Origin of the sequence: Acidipropionibacterium virtanenii (assembly GCF_003325455.1) — a bacterium.
GTDB lineage: Bacteria > Actinomycetota > Actinomycetes > Propionibacteriales > Propionibacteriaceae > Acidipropionibacterium > Acidipropionibacterium virtanenii.
This window is the reverse complement of the sequence record NZ_CP025198.1, coordinates 522,481-535,230: the sequence shown is the minus strand read 5'-3', so window position 1 is coordinate 535,230 and position 12,750 is coordinate 522,481. Positions and strand designations below refer to the sequence as shown.

The 12,750-nt window shown below is 65.5% G+C and carries 16 protein-coding genes and 1 pseudogene; 14 read left to right on the top strand and 3 right to left on the bottom strand.

Annotated features, from left to right (window positions below; all coding sequences use genetic code 11):
- The first annotated feature begins 131 nt into the window (after positions 1–131).
- Entirely contained in the window at positions 132–833 is a 702-nt protein-coding gene (pepE, locus tag JS278_RS02380) for a dipeptidase PepE (RefSeq protein ID WP_114043795.1), read from the top strand.
- A 191-nt stretch (positions 834–1,024) separates the two neighbouring features.
- Here pepE and JS278_RS02375 read toward each other — a convergent pair whose 3' ends face one another.
- Entirely contained in the window at positions 1,025–1,309 is a 285-nt protein-coding gene (locus tag JS278_RS02375; RefSeq protein WP_114043794.1) for an AroM family protein, read from the bottom strand.
- A gap of 187 nt (positions 1,310–1,496) precedes the next feature.
- On the opposite strand from JS278_RS02375, the gene JS278_RS02370 reads away from it, so the two are divergent.
- From JS278_RS02370 to JS278_RS02350, 5 genes are all read left to right on the top strand, one after another.
- Positions 1,497–1,826, top strand: a complete 330-nt coding sequence (locus tag JS278_RS02370; RefSeq protein ID WP_114043793.1) for an SDR family oxidoreductase — start codon at positions 1,497–1,499, stop codon at positions 1,824–1,826.
- 431 nt (positions 1,827–2,257) lie between these two features.
- Complete coding sequence (locus tag JS278_RS02365; RefSeq protein ID WP_114043792.1) at positions 2,258–3,385, top strand: Gfo/Idh/MocA family protein; 1,128 nt, start codon at positions 2,258–2,260, stop codon at positions 3,383–3,385.
- A 64-nt stretch (positions 3,386–3,449) separates the two neighbouring features.
- Entirely contained in the window at positions 3,450–4,694 is a 1,245-nt protein-coding gene (locus JS278_RS02360; protein ID WP_114043791.1) for an ABC transporter substrate-binding protein, read from the top strand.
- A gap of 21 nt (positions 4,695–4,715) precedes the next feature.
- Positions 4,716–5,603 (top strand): carbohydrate ABC transporter permease, encoded by an 888-nt coding sequence (locus tag JS278_RS02355; protein ID WP_114043790.1) that lies wholly within the window; start codon positions 4,716–4,718, stop codon positions 5,601–5,603.
- Positions 5,604–5,668: 65 nt separating this feature from the next.
- On the top strand, positions 5,669–6,490 hold the full coding sequence (locus JS278_RS02350) for a carbohydrate ABC transporter permease (RefSeq protein ID WP_181833805.1): 822 nt from the start codon (positions 5,669–5,671) through the stop codon (positions 6,488–6,490).
- A 23-nt stretch (positions 6,491–6,513) separates the two neighbouring features.
- On the opposite strand, the gene JS278_RS02345 is transcribed toward JS278_RS02350, so the two are convergent.
- Positions 6,514–7,518, bottom strand: a complete 1,005-nt coding sequence (locus JS278_RS02345) for a LacI family DNA-binding transcriptional regulator (protein WP_114043788.1) — start codon at positions 7,516–7,518, stop codon at positions 6,514–6,516.
- 221 nt (positions 7,519–7,739) lie between these two features.
- On the opposite strand from JS278_RS02345, the gene JS278_RS02340 reads away from it, so the two are divergent.
- The 4 genes and pseudogenes from JS278_RS02340 (at position 7,740) to JS278_RS16305 (ending at position 8,726) form a co-directional block, all read left to right on the top strand.
- Entirely contained in the window at positions 7,740–7,979 is a 240-nt protein-coding gene (locus JS278_RS02340; protein WP_220150055.1) for a type II toxin-antitoxin system PemK/MazF family toxin, read from the top strand.
- A 174-nt stretch (positions 7,980–8,153) separates the two neighbouring features.
- Positions 8,154–8,345 carry a hypothetical protein gene (locus JS278_RS15955; RefSeq protein WP_181833804.1) on the top strand — a complete coding sequence of 64 codons (192 nt, stop codon included), beginning with the start codon at positions 8,154–8,156 and terminating at the stop codon, positions 8,343–8,345.
- A gap of 42 nt (positions 8,346–8,387) precedes the next feature.
- Positions 8,388–8,522 (top strand): annotated as a pseudogene (locus tag JS278_RS16650) (hypothetical protein); the annotation flags it as partial.
- A gap of 3 nt (positions 8,523–8,525) precedes the next feature.
- Positions 8,526–8,726, top strand: coding sequence for a hypothetical protein (locus JS278_RS16305; RefSeq protein ID WP_245935173.1), 201 nt, complete (start codon positions 8,526–8,528; stop codon positions 8,724–8,726).
- Positions 8,727–8,808: 82 nt separating this feature from the next.
- Here JS278_RS16305 and JS278_RS02330 read toward each other — a convergent pair whose 3' ends face one another.
- Entirely contained in the window at positions 8,809–9,072 is a 264-nt protein-coding gene (locus tag JS278_RS02330; RefSeq protein WP_114043787.1) for a ribbon-helix-helix domain-containing protein, read from the bottom strand.
- 517 nt (positions 9,073–9,589) lie between these two features.
- On the opposite strand from JS278_RS02330, the gene JS278_RS02320 reads away from it, so the two are divergent.
- From JS278_RS02320 to JS278_RS02305, 4 genes are all read left to right on the top strand, one after another.
- Positions 9,590–10,345, top strand: coding sequence for a GntR family transcriptional regulator (locus JS278_RS02320; protein WP_181833803.1), 756 nt, complete (start codon positions 9,590–9,592; stop codon positions 10,343–10,345).
- Positions 10,346–10,543: 198 nt separating this feature from the next.
- Positions 10,544–11,368, top strand: a complete 825-nt coding sequence (locus JS278_RS02315) for a PTS mannose/fructose/sorbose/N-acetylgalactosamine transporter subunit IIC (RefSeq protein WP_114043784.1) — start codon at positions 10,544–10,546, stop codon at positions 11,366–11,368.
- Positions 11,369–11,371: 3 nt separating this feature from the next.
- The gene (locus JS278_RS02310) at positions 11,372–12,235 is read left to right on the top strand and encodes a PTS system mannose/fructose/sorbose family transporter subunit IID (protein WP_114043783.1); all 864 of its coding nucleotides are present in this window, start codon (positions 11,372–11,374) and stop codon (positions 12,233–12,235) included.
- Between the two features lie 13 nt (positions 12,236–12,248).
- Positions 12,249–12,749, top strand: a complete 501-nt coding sequence (locus tag JS278_RS02305) for a PTS sugar transporter subunit IIB (RefSeq protein ID WP_114043782.1) — start codon at positions 12,249–12,251, stop codon at positions 12,747–12,749.
- The last annotated feature ends 1 nt before the right edge of the window (position 12,750 follow it).

Below are 12,750 nucleotides of genomic sequence, written 5' to 3'. Positions count from 1 at the left end.
GTACCGGGCGATCGAGCCGCCAAGGATGGTGGCGGCGCTGGGCTGTCCTCCTACGATGTGGATGAGTTCCAGGAGTTGGTCTCGCACGACGGCCGGATGACCGTGCTGCGGACCGACGGCGAGGAGAAGTGATGCGAGCGTTTCTGCTGTCCAATTCCACCTGTTCGGGGAATACCTACCTCAATCACGCCAAAGATGATCTGGCGCGGTTCCTCGACGGCATCGACGAGCTGTTCTTCGTGCCCTTCGCGCTTGCCGACGTCGACGGCTACACCGCTGTGGCGGCCAGGTTCTTCGCCGGAATCGGGATCTCCGTGACCGGCGCGCACCGGGTGAGCACCGGGTTGCTGTCCCAGGCTCCGGCGATCTTCACCGGCGGTGGAAACACCTTCCGTCTGGTGAAGGCGCTGCACGAGACCGGGAGGATGGAGGCGATCCAGCAGGCGGTGGCCGACGGGGCGTCGTATCTGGGTGCGAGTGCCGGCACGAATATCGCCGCTCCTACCCTGTCGACGACCAATGACATGCCGATAGTCGAACCTCCGAGTTTCTCGACACTTGGCCTCGTCCCGTTCCAGATCAATCCGCACTACCTGGATCCCGTTCCCGGCGACACCCACATGGGCGAGACCCGTGAGGAGCGGATCGTGCAGTACCTGGAGGAGAACGAGACTCCCGTACTGGGCCTGCGCGAGGGCACCTGGTTGCGTTGCGAGGACGGCCGCTACTTCCTGGAGGGGATGGAACGAGGAGCGAGGCTGTTCCGCCGCGGAGCTGAACCGGCCGAGTTCTCCGCCCCCGCCGAGCTCACCTCGGTGCTGACCAGAGGCTGAGTTCTCCCGGCCTGATCGACAGTTTTCACCTCTCTAGGACGCCCTGGACCCGGCACGGACCACGGACTCCCGAGGTGGTGTAGGAAGTTGGTGGGTAGACGCACCAATTTCCTACACGGTCCGGGCGCCCTCGGTTCTGAGGGTGCTGGCCGCGGCAGTGAACATTTCGGCCCCGTCGCGGTAGGGGTCGGCTACCGCCGTGACGATCGTTCCGGTGGCGGCGAACTTGCTGCGGGAGTCAGCCTGCTGCGCGTCCAGGGGGCAGCAGGACCCCGATCGATCAAGGAGCCGTCACGCAGCCTGGAGGTCAGCACCTCGTCGCCGGGGATCGGTGTGAGTCTGCTGAGCTCGTCCGCGGTGAGGTCGTCGAGGGCCCCGGCCTCGCGGACATCGGCGCCGGGCCACTGATCCACCATCTCGGGAACCATGTCCACCCGCGGGGACTGACCGATCGTGACAACTCCCAGAACGCTCATGGGCCCATGATGCCCCGGTCAGTCTGTGCCATGCTCTCCGGTAGCGGAGCGAGACAGAACACTCAGGGACAAGAGGAGTACCCGTGTCGAAACTCGTCGTCGTCGCAGGGGCGACCGGCTACGCCGGCCGTGGGACGTCGACTACCTGGCGAATCTTCACCTCCTGCAGGACGCCGAGCGAGCCCGGGTGGCATCCTTCCTCTACATCGGTGTGATGCACGCCGAGACCGGGCACTCGCTGATTCTGCGCTCCAAGGCGGCGTTCACGCAGGCACTCGTCAGGTCGCCCCTCATCCATCAGGTCGTCAATCCGTCGGGCTACTTCTCAGACGTCTCCGAGTTCCTCGCGATGGCGCGCCACGGCGTCATCGTCCTGCCGCCCGCCCGCAGCATCCGGGTCGCGCCGATCCACGGCGCCGATCTGGCACGTTTCGCGATCAACAAGCTCGACGGCCCGTCAGGGGCCTGGGACGTGGGCGGGCCGAGATCCTCGCAGAGTTCTTCGCCGAGGGGCTGACCCACGACGCGACCGGCCAACGCTACGGCGAGCATCACCTGGCCGACTTCTTCGCCGAGATCGTCGCGGGAGGGCGGTGACAGCCCACCTCCCTTCACTCGGTCGTGGAGCTCGAACTCGAGGATCAGCCGGCGTTTGGCACTGCTGGACCCATTCCCGGCCACCGGCCCGGGACGGGTGGGTCGGCCATCAGGGGGACGAGCCACATTCCGGACCTGGAGACAGGCATGCCCAGGATCGATCGACGCATCCCCCGCGACTCATCCAGGCTCGCATTTTCCCGAAACAGTTTCTGATTTTATGAAACGTTTTCATAGGGCATAACGATACATTTTTCCTTGTCAAAAGCGTTGACTTGCCGCTGCGGAGGCGGCTAACGTTCACCCTGTTGTTTCACCGAAGAAATCGTTTCCCGATGGAGGGCATCCCTGATGACGAGCCACGACACGCAGATCACGGTCGCGCTGGTGGGTCTGCAGTTCGGTCTGGAGTTCGCGCCGATCTACCAGAACCATCCCGGCGTCAAGGAGCTGGTGCTCTGCGACCCGGACAAGGAGCGCACCGATCTGGTCGCCGACAGATTCGGCATCGATCGCGTCATGTACTCCTTGGAGGACGTCCTTGCGGCCGACGACATCGACGCGGTCCATCTGGTGACCCCCGTGACGATGCACGCCGAGCAGTCCATCGCCGTCCTGGAGGCGGGCAAGCACTGCGCCTGCACCATCCCGGCGGCGCTTCGCGAGGAGGACCTGCGCAGGATCGTCGAGCTGGAGCGGAGCAGCGCGCTGACCTACATGATGATGGAGACCTCCGTGTACACGCGCGAGTTCCTCTACGTCAGAGACCTCATGGACCAGGGACGCTTCGGCAAGCTGGCCTTCGCCCGGGGCGCGCACCTCCAGGACATGGAGGGATGGCCCGGCTACTGGCAGGGCTTCCCTCCGCTGCAGCACATCACCCACGCCCTGTCCCCCGTTCTGGCGCTCACCGGCGGCCGCTGCACCAAGGTCCACTGCTTCGGTTCCGGAACACTGCCCGCCGACAAGGAGAAGGTGTACAACAACCCCTACCCCGCCGAGACCGCGATCTTCACCCTCGACCGCGACGACCTGGCCGTCGAGGTCACCCGCAACATGTTCGAGATGGCCCGCCCCTACGTCGAGGCGTTCTCCATCTACGGCGACAAGATGGGCTTCGAATGGCCCCAGCTCGAGGGGGAACAGCCCCTCCTGTTCGAGATGGCCGAGCCTGACGGCGGACGCGGACGCCCGATCTCCGCGACCCGGATCGACGCGCCCGACCGGACCGACCTGCTTCCCGAGGAGATCCGCCCGTTCACCCAGAAGTTCGTCGACGAGGGCCACCTTTCGTTCATCCAGGGCGGCGGCCATGGCGGCTCCCATCCCCACCTCGTCCACGAGTTCGTGACGGCGGTCCGTGAAAGCCGCCGCTCCAGCGTCGACGCCAGGATGGCGGCGAACTGGACGATGGCCGGCCTGGCGGCCCACGAGTCGGCCATGCGCGACGGCGCCGAGGTGATCATTCCCGAATTCTGACCATTCCCCCCGGGTGCCGGGAGGCCAGCATTCCCGGCACCCGATCACGACAGGAGGTCGCGCGATGGCGCACGATCACATACCCAACCGCACACGACTCACCAGGCGCACATTCCTCGCCGCAGGGCTGACGGCCACCCTGGCCGCATGCACCACCGGCAATGAGAGCGCCAGCAACCCGAAGGTCCTGGATTTCTGGGACTACCAGCAGCAGCCCGAGAAGAACTACCTCAAGCGACTGAGCGACTTCACCGCGAAGACCGGCGTGAAGATCAACCGTCGCGTCATCAAGTACGAGGACTACCTGGCGAAGATCCTCCAGGCCGCCGCCGCCCGCCAACTCCCCGACGTCATCATGATCGACAACCCCTGGAACTCGTCGCTGGCCGAGCAGGGGGTCCTCGAGGACCTCACCTCCCGGGTCAAGGCCTGGGGGCAGTGGGACAACTTCTACCCCGGCCCGGCCGCCTCGGCGACATGGAAGGGAAAGATCTACGGCGTCCCCAACGAGAGCAACGCGCTGACCCTCTACTACGACAAGACCCTGTTCGATCAGAAGCACATTCCCGCACCCACCACCTGGGACGAGTTGAGCAGAATCGGGAAGGCGCTGACGGAGGGGAAGCGCTACGGGGTCTCGGCACCCATGACCCGCAGCGAGAACTCCGTCTTCCTCTACGAGGCCTGGCTGTGGCAGGCCGGAGCCGACCTGGGCTCGCTGCGCTCCCCCGCAGCTCTGCGGGCGACCGACCACCTCAAGAGCCTCGTCTCCTCCAAGACACTTTCGACGGAGTCGCTCAGCTGGGATCTGCGGGGCTCGGTGACCGAGCTCGTCAACGGACGCTCCGCGATGGCCTTCGGCGGCACATGGGACTGCGACTGGGTCTTCGACAACATGGGGAACGGACGCCGGGCCGCGGTGACGACGCTGCCCAAGGGCCCGAAGTCCGCCGCGTCGAACCTCGGCGGGGAGAGCTGGACCATCGCATCGACGTCGACCAAGAAGGACACCGCCTGGCAGCTGCTCGAGTTCGCCCTCGACAAGGATCGTCAGATGCCCTACCTGGTGGAGTCCGGCCAGCTTCCGTCCCGTAAGGATCTCGCCTCCCGCAGCGCATTCCTCAAGGACCCCTACCCCACCCTGCTGAAACAGCTCAACGTCGCCGAGGCTCGCGTCTACGGCCCCGACTATCCGCGCATGAGCGACGCCCTCATCAACCTCTTCCAGTCCGTCGTCAGTGGCCAGAGCACTCCTGCGGACGCCTTGGACAAGGCCGCCAAAGCCATCGAACCGCTGCTGGCCGCCTAGCCACCCGACCTGGAGATTCCCATGAGAACCACCTCTTCATGGCGCCGAGGCACAGCCGTCTTCGCTGTCCCGGGCGCACTGTTCCTGATCGTCTTCGCCGTCTATCCATTGATCCTCACCGTGATCAACAGCTTCCGCAGGGTGACCGTTCCGGGGCTGATCAGCGGTCACATGTCGTTCATCGGATTCCAGAACTACAGGAAGATCGTCGCCGACCCGCAGTTCTGGTCCTCGGCCTGGCGCACGCTCCTCTTCACAGTCGTGTGCGTCGCCTTCCAGTTCACGCTCGGCCTGCTCGCCGCGGTGCTCCTCAACCGGCCGTTCCGGGGCAGAGGGGTGCTCCGGGGCCTCCTGATGGTGCCGTGGGTGCTGCCGATCGTCGTCATCGGCAGCACCTTCAAGTGGATGTTCCAGAGCGGCAACGGCCTGGTCAACACGGTGCTGGGATACTTCGGCATCCACGGCCCCGGATGGCTGGAACAGCCCGGTCTGGCATTCGTCACCATCATCGTCGCCAACATCTGGTTCGGGTTCCCCTTCGCCATGCAGAACCTGTCCGCGGCGCTCCAGACCGTTCCCGTCCAGGTGCTCGAGGCCGCATCGGTCGACGGCGCGTCCGCGGTCAAGCGGTTCTTCCAGATCGTCATGCCGATCATCTCCGGACCGATCGCGATCCTGCTGACGGTCCAGATCATCTACACCTTCAACGTGTTCGAACTCATCCTGGTGATGACCGGAGGAGGACCGGCCGGAAGCACCGCGGTGGTCACCTACTACACGTATCAGCTGGGCTTCGAGTACTTCGATCTCGGCCCGGCCAGTGCCGCCACGATCCTGATTCTCATCGCGCTGGGCGCGTTCTCCGCACTGTACGTGTGGCTCACCTCCCGAGGGGAGAAGGCAGCATGACATCCATCTCGATGACGCCCACCAATACTCGAGCGAACGGGGGCCGCCCGCGGAACCACTCCGCCGTGAGCAACCGGACCCGGTGGTGGTGGATCGCGGGGACCTACACCCTCGCCGGTGTACTGGTCATCCCGATCTACTGGCTCCTGGTCACTTCCATCCGCCAGCCGGCGGAGCTCCAGGCCGCCAGCACCCTGTGGCCCAGGCATCCGTTCCTCGGCGGATGGTCCGACGTCCTGACCGACGCCTCGTTCGGCAGGAACCTGCTCAACAGCCTCCTCTACGGTGTCGGCGGCGTCGTCCTCGGGCTGCTGTTCGGCGCGGGGATCGCCTACGCCATCGCCCGCTCACGTGCCCGCTGGGCGCGGATCACCGTGTTCGCGATGCTGATCCTCCAGACCTTCCCCAGCGTGATGCTGGCCCTGCCGCTGTTCATCCTGTTCTCCAAGATGGGCCTCATCAACAACCCGTTCGCGGTCATCATCGCCATCGGCACGAAGACGATCCCCTTCATGGCGCTGATGATGCGGCCCTACTTCGCCGACCTTCCGAAAGCTGTCGAGGAGGCGGCAGAGATCGACGGTTGCACGAAGCTCGGCGTGCTGAGGCGGGTGGTGCTGCCACTGACGGTGCCCGGCATGGTCACGGTCTCGGCGTTCAACTTCGTCACCGGATGGGGAGATCTGCTGTTCTCCTACACCCTGCTGATGGACGAGAAGCTCCAACCGGTGAGCGTCGGCCTCTACAAGTTCATGGGGCAGTACGGCGTCGACTGGAACCAGCTGATGGCCGCCTCGGTCATTGCCGCCATCCCCACGATCGTCGTCTTCTTCACCTCCCAGAGGTTCCTCGTCTCCGGGACGGTCTCCGGATCCACGAACGAGTGACCGCCTGGGGTGCCCGCGATCCCTCAGATCGAGGAGTCCCTGATGACGATGTCGCAGGGGACCCTCTCGATCCCCGGGGTCACGGGCACCCCGGCGATGAGCTGGGTGAGACGGGTGGCGGCGACCTCTCCGACCCGGTCCAGATTGGTGCTGACGCTCGTCAAGGCGGGCTGGGTCGCCAGAGTCATCACGTCCCAGTCGTCGAATCCCACGATTGAGACCTCGGCGGGAACCGCAACGCCGTGGTGCTGGAACTCCTCGCTGACCCCGCGGGCGATCTGGTCGCTGGCGCAGAAGACGCCGTCGATGTCGGCGTCCCTCCGCAGCAGCGCGCGGGCGGCCTGACGCCCGGCATTCTCCGACCACTCCACGAACAGGGGCGCGGTGACGAGCTCCAGGCCGACAGCGCTCAACGCGTCGACGAGACCGTCTCCGCGCAGATGGGAGGCGTCATAGGACTGGGGCCCGCCGACGTAGGCGATGCGACGACGCCCCACCTCCAGCAGATGCTCGCCCGCCAGGCGTCCCCCCTGCCTGTCATCGGGGACGACCGAGACGTCGTCGTCCTCCTCCGACGGCGAGAAGGCGTACACGGCCGGCACGTTCATCATGCCTGTCAGTGACTTGCGGGGATCGCTGCGGTGCGAGGTGATGATGAAGCCGTCCACGCGTCGCGCCAGCATCCGCTGCACCCAGTGGAGCTCGCGGACCGGGTCGTCGTGGGCGTCGCAGAACAGGATCGCCATCCGCCCCGTCGCCAGCGACCGCTCCGCCCCGAGGATCACCGGAACCGTGAACCTCCCCGTGGCATCCGAGGTGATGAGGCCGACCGAGTAGGTGCGGCCGGACTTCAGGGAACTGGCCGCCATGCTCGGCTGGTACTGAAGGCTCTCGGCGGCGGCGAGCACCTTGTCCCGGGTTTCCTGGCGCACATGCGGGGCACCGGACAGCGCCTTGGACGCGGTGCCGATCGCGACTCCGGCCTGGCGTGCCACATCGGCCAACGTCGCCCGCTTCGCAACCGCCATGTCACCGTCCTCGCCTCGGCCGCCCAGCATAGTGGAGCAGTGCTGCGGTCGGGATTGGTCGTCTATCTGCGTCAGGCGCGACGATGAGGGGAGGGCGCGCGTGACTGGCTCGATGCTGACGCCGGGTGACGTCGTAGACCTCGACCTCGGAGCACCCGCGGGCGCAGAGGCGGGTCCGCGCAGGCCCGCGCAGGCCCGCCGTAGTCGTCACCGCCGAACGCATCCTCTGCGGCGGCCCGAACGTCGTCCAAGTGGTTCCCCTCACGCGCACCATCCGCGACAGCGGTTCCGAGATCGTCGTCGAGCCCGATGCGCACAATGGCCTCACTGCTGCCTCGGCCGCACAGTGCCAGCACATCCGATCCGTCGCCACCGGCCGGGTGAGCGCCAGAATCGGCAACGTGGGCCCGGTCGCGCTGCAACAGATCAGGAGCATCCTCGCCATCATCATTGATGCCTGAGACCGCGCTGCACACCATTGGGGGCGGAGGACGAGACCCGCGCAGTGGTGGGACTGCCCGTCCTGCGGAACCTTCGGGCTGGTGCAGTGCGGGCCCCTTGGGGACGCTCTGCAATTGTGGCGAACCCTGATCCGCGCCGATGGCCTGTGATCGGGCGCTTCCGCTCACGTGCCGATGGCCACAATTGCGGAGCAGTCCCAACAGCTGGCCGCCGAACGCGGCTGCGACCCCTACGACATCCTCAACGAGGAGGCCGCCGAGATACCGATCGGCTCCGACGGGCTGGTCCTGCTGGATCACTTCCAGGGCAACCGGACTCCGTACTCGGATTCCCGCTCCCGCGGCGTGTCCTGGGCCTGTCGCTGACCCACACCGAGGGGCACATGTTCCGGGCGATTCTCGAAGGGGATCTGCTGCGCAACGAGGCCCACGACGTCCAGGATCGTCACCACCTCTGACGACATCGCCTCTAACACCCCCGACAGGGCCGACTACCGGCGCGGCATCGCCGGCGACATCCGCGTGGTCAAGGTGGCGGGTGCCGCCGTGACCTCCGGCATGAGCCTGGACGCCGCCGAGATCGCCCAGGACCTCATCAAGGCTGTCCTGGAGGAGGAGCCCGAGCGTCTGTGGACCGCCCCGGCCGATACCCCCGGCTACAAGGTGGGATCAGTGACGCTGGCCGAGGGCCGTCGCGTCGTCGTTCGCGGCGCTCATGGCCGCTTCGGCCACCACGCTGAAGAATAGGAGGCGAGTCGGGCTCGTTGACTTCGCAGTCGGCAACACGGTCGGCTCCATCAGCACGGCCTGTGACCGAGAGCTCGATCCCTCACAGTGCGTCGATGAGGTCCCGCATGAGTTGCGACGGTGTGATGTGACGGGCCTCGGCAATCTCGTCCAGTTTCGCCCGGCGTGCGGCGTCGAGCCGCAACGTGAATGGGCGGGCCCGTCGGCCGACGCTGATCGGGCGTCCGGGCGCTGAGGGGCCGAGATGCGGGCCGGAGTACGGCTGATCAGACTCGGCCTGTTCAGCCCAGCGCTCGATGTCGTCATCAGTGAAGACCGTTCCGTTGATGTCGGTGTACTGGTTCATGTTGCTACCTCCCGAGCCCAATCTCCTTGAGAACCTTGGTTGTGGCGGGCATCGCATGGAACACCAGCCATCCGTCGGGTTCGTTCTCGACAGCGATGTATTCCAAGAGCCGCCCGTTCGCGTCTGTTCCCACGCCGACCCATTGCACGGGCCTCGTGTCGCGTGCCCGCGATCGCAGGGTGCTCTCGAATGCCTCGATCACGTCTGCGACAGTCACGTCGGGATGTCGGCACGGTATCCGTGGATGAACCTGAACCCGCATCGACCAGTCCCCATTCCGTTTCGTACGACACCCAGTGTAGTACGATACCCGAGTCTCGTCAGGGTTGCCGAGGCCGGGCGTCGTATACGAGGCCCGCACGGCAGAGAAGGCGCTCCGGGCGAACTTTCTCCGACGAACCTATTGACTCCGCCCACTCCACCCATCTAGCCTTGAACCTGTCAGACAGCCAGACAGTCAGACAGCTGAGCAACCAGGTTCTCAGATATGCTTCCCCAGATCGAGGAGGTGCACCCCATGGCAGGTATGCGCGTGGCTCTCGACCGCCGCTCGGTGGCGATTCAGGTCCGCGATGACCTGCGGGAGAAGATGAGAAGCGGGGAGTTCGCGGCCGGTGCGAAGCTCCCCTCGGAGCCGGCCAGCGCCAGGATCTACGGCGTTTCGCGTGCCACCGTCCGGGAGGCATATCGCCTCCTGGAGCAGGAACGGCTCGTGGAGGTCCGTCCGGGTTCCGGGCGCTACGTTCTCCCCGGAGCGACGCTCGTGGTCCAGGGCTCCATCAACCTCGTGGAGTCGACGACGAAGATCCTCACCGACCTGGGCTACGACCTGAAGGTCCGCCTGATCGGGACCACCGAGCGCCAGGCGACCGACGCGGAGAGATCCGTATTCGATCTGGCTGACGACACCCGCATCCTCGACGTCGAAAGGGCCTACACCAGCAACGGAGAACTCCTCACCCACGCGATCAATTCCATCGATCCGAGCCGCACGCCCCTACCCATCGAGGAGATGGACCTCACCTCCTCCCTGGCGGACGCGTATGCCGCGGTCGGCCGGCGTATCGACGCAGGTTTCAGCGACATCGCGGCGGCCACCGTCCCGCCCCGCCTGGCAGAGATGTTTCACGTACCGACCACTGCGGCCTGGCTCCGCTTCGACGGCCCCCTGTTCGACCAGCACGGCCAGCCACTGTGGTGGTCCCGTGAACTGTGGCGCGGCGACGTCCGCACCCTGCGGGTGGTCAACCGGCGCAGCAACGAATTCATCTGATCCGACCGGACACCACATCCCCGATGAATCCTGGGCACTGACGCTCAGTTTTCCCACCTGCTTCTGAACGCTCAGAGGCATATCTGAACCCACCCTGTGATTCGGGACAACCTCCCGAGACACTACCCCCATGCCTTTTTCAGCGACAATCCTGACAGTTTCAGCCATCTTGCCAAAATCAGAAAGGAGGGGAGCCCCATGACCCTCATTCAAGCAATCCTCATCGGCTTCGTCGCGGTATTGACGAGGCTCGACGGGAACTGGCTCGGCGAGATAAAACTCCGCGAGCCGATCATCACGGGCTTCCTCGTCGGTCTCATCCTGGGCGACGTCACCCAGGGCCTGGTGATCGGCGCCGCCCTGCAGCTCATGTGGATGGGCATCACCGGCGTCGGAGCCGCCCCCAAGATCGATATCGGCATCGGCGGCACGGTCGGCGCCGCCGCCGCTCTCACCACCGGCGGGAACGCAGCCGCGGCCGTCCTGCTGGCCGTCCCGGTCGCCGTCCTCATGCAGCTGGTCGAAACGCTACTCATGACCATCTACTCCACCTTCATGGAATGGGCCGAACGGCGCATCGACGAGGGAGACATCGGGGCCGTCACCAGAATCCACTATCTGTGCGGTCTCATCACCACCCTGGTCTTCTGGATCCCGGTCACCATCGGCATGTACTTCGGCACCGGCGGCATCAAGGCCCTGGTCGACGCCATGCCCGGCTGGGTCCAGAGCGGTCTGGACGGCGTCGCCGCCCTCCTCCCGGCCCTCGGATTCGCGATGCTGCTCGACGTCATCATGACGACCCAGCTGATCCCCTTCCTCATCCTCGGCTTCGTTCCCGCCGCCTTCGTCGGCCACGACCTCACGATGATCGGTATCGCCGCGATCGCCATCGCCATCGCCCTGGTGGTCTTCAACCTCTACAAGGACCTGGAGCAGCGTCGGGCGCAGTCCCTCCCACCCGCGGCCCTCGCGACCGAGGCGGCCGGTACCGCCGACCCCGACAACGAATGGGAGGACTGACCCATGACCACCACCGACGTCTCCCCGGCCACCCCGGCGCCCGGCACCCCCGAGGCGAGGGAACTGCCGAAGAAGGAGTTCCGCTCCATCTTCTGGCGCAGCTTCTCCCTCCTCGGCTCCTTCAACTTCCAGCGAATGGAGGGCCTGGCCTTCCTGTACGCGGTGCTGCCCTCCCTCAAGCGCATCTACAAGGGCGACGAGCCCGGTCTGAGGACCGCCGCCAAGCGGCAGATGGAGACCTTCAACATGACGGTGGCCCCCTCGCCACTGGTCATGGGCGCGGCCGTCGCCATGGAGGAGAAGGCCAAGGCCGACCCGAATTTCGACCAGACCTCCATCAGCGCCGTGAAAGTCGCCCTGATGGGCCCGCTGTCAGGTATCGGGGACACCTTCTTCTGGGGCATCTTCCGCATCCTGGCGATCTCCCTGTCCCTCGGTTTCGCCGAGCAGGGCAGTTGGCTCGCTCCGATCGTCCTGCTCGTGGTGTTCAACGTGCCCAACTTCCTCACCCGCTGGTACACGCTGAAACTCGGCTACCGGCAGGGTCAGGAGATCATGGTGTCCATGGGCGAACCGCGCACCATGCAGCTGTTCACCTACTGCGCCGGAATCGTGGGCGCGATGGCCATGGGATCGATGACCGCGTTCTGGGTCACCATCAAATCGCCGCTGAAGTTCACGATCTCCAAGAACCCGATCATCATTCAGGACTACCTGGATCAGATCTTCCCGAAGCTCCTTCCGATCGGATTCACCCTCCTCATCTTCTGGATGCTCCGCAAGCACATGAATGTGCTCGCGATCATCGGGATCATCATCGGGGTCGGATTCGTCCTCGGCGCCTTCAAGATCATCGCCGGAGCCTGAGAGGAGCCCGAAAATGGCCATTGTTGAGATCCGAATAGACGACCGGCTGGTACACGGCCAGGTCTCCACCCTCTGGGTACCGCACTTCCACGTTCAGCGTCTACTCATCGTGGATGACGCCGTGGCCGTCGACGAGAACCGCAAGGCGATCCTCAGGTTCGCCTGCCCGCCCCAGTGCAAGCTCTCGATCTTCGACGCCGCGAAGGCGGCGGAGAAGCTCGGGCGCCGCATCGACGAGGGCATCAACGTGATGATCGTCGTCGCCTCCCCGATCCCTCTGCTGCGCATGGCCGAGCTCGGCTATCCGATACCAGCGGTCACCGCGGGGAACATGTCACGACGACCCGGCACCGAACAGCTGGCGGGTCTGGTCTACGCCAGCCCCGAGGAGACCGCCGCCTTCGCCGCCCTGCTGGAGAAGGGCACCCGCATCGGCTACCAGCCGATGCCCACCTCGCGCCGCGAGGACCTCTCGCCGGCGATCAATCAGCTTCACCGCAATCAAGGAGAATGAG

Bases quoted from the DNA above. Each gene is read 5' to 3' on its own strand.
- JS278_RS02375 (WP_114043794.1), bottom strand. From the start codon at position 1,309: ATGAGCGTTCTGGGAGTTGTCACGATCGGTCAGTCCCCGCGGGTGGAC.
- JS278_RS15955 (WP_181833804.1), top strand. From the start codon at position 8,154: ATGGCCACAATTGCGGAGCAGTCCCAACAGCTGGCCGCCGAACGCGGC.
- JS278_RS02365 (WP_114043792.1), top strand. From the start codon at position 2,258: ATGACGAGCCACGACACGCAGATCACGGTCGCGCTGGTGGGTCTGCAG.
- JS278_RS02345 (WP_114043788.1), bottom strand. From the start codon at position 7,518: ATGGCGGTTGCGAAGCGGGCGACGTTGGCCGATGTGGCACGCCAGGCC.
- JS278_RS02355 (WP_114043790.1), top strand. From the start codon at position 4,716: ATGAGAACCACCTCTTCATGGCGCCGAGGCACAGCCGTCTTCGCTGTC.
- JS278_RS02320 (WP_181833803.1), top strand. From the start codon at position 9,590: ATGGCAGGTATGCGCGTGGCTCTCGACCGCCGCTCGGTGGCGATTCAG.
- JS278_RS02330 (WP_114043787.1), bottom strand. From the start codon at position 9,072: ATGAACCAGTACACCGACATCAACGGAACGGTCTTCACTGATGACGAC.
- JS278_RS02305 (WP_114043782.1), top strand. From the start codon at position 12,249: ATGGCCATTGTTGAGATCCGAATAGACGACCGGCTGGTACACGGCCAG.
- JS278_RS02360 (WP_114043791.1), top strand. From the start codon at position 3,450: ATGGCGCACGATCACATACCCAACCGCACACGACTCACCAGGCGCACA.
- JS278_RS02315 (WP_114043784.1), top strand. From the start codon at position 10,544: ATGACCCTCATTCAAGCAATCCTCATCGGCTTCGTCGCGGTATTGACG.
- pepE (WP_114043795.1), top strand. From the start codon at position 132: ATGCGAGCGTTTCTGCTGTCCAATTCCACCTGTTCGGGGAATACCTAC.
- JS278_RS02310 (WP_114043783.1), top strand. From the start codon at position 11,372: ATGACCACCACCGACGTCTCCCCGGCCACCCCGGCGCCCGGCACCCCC.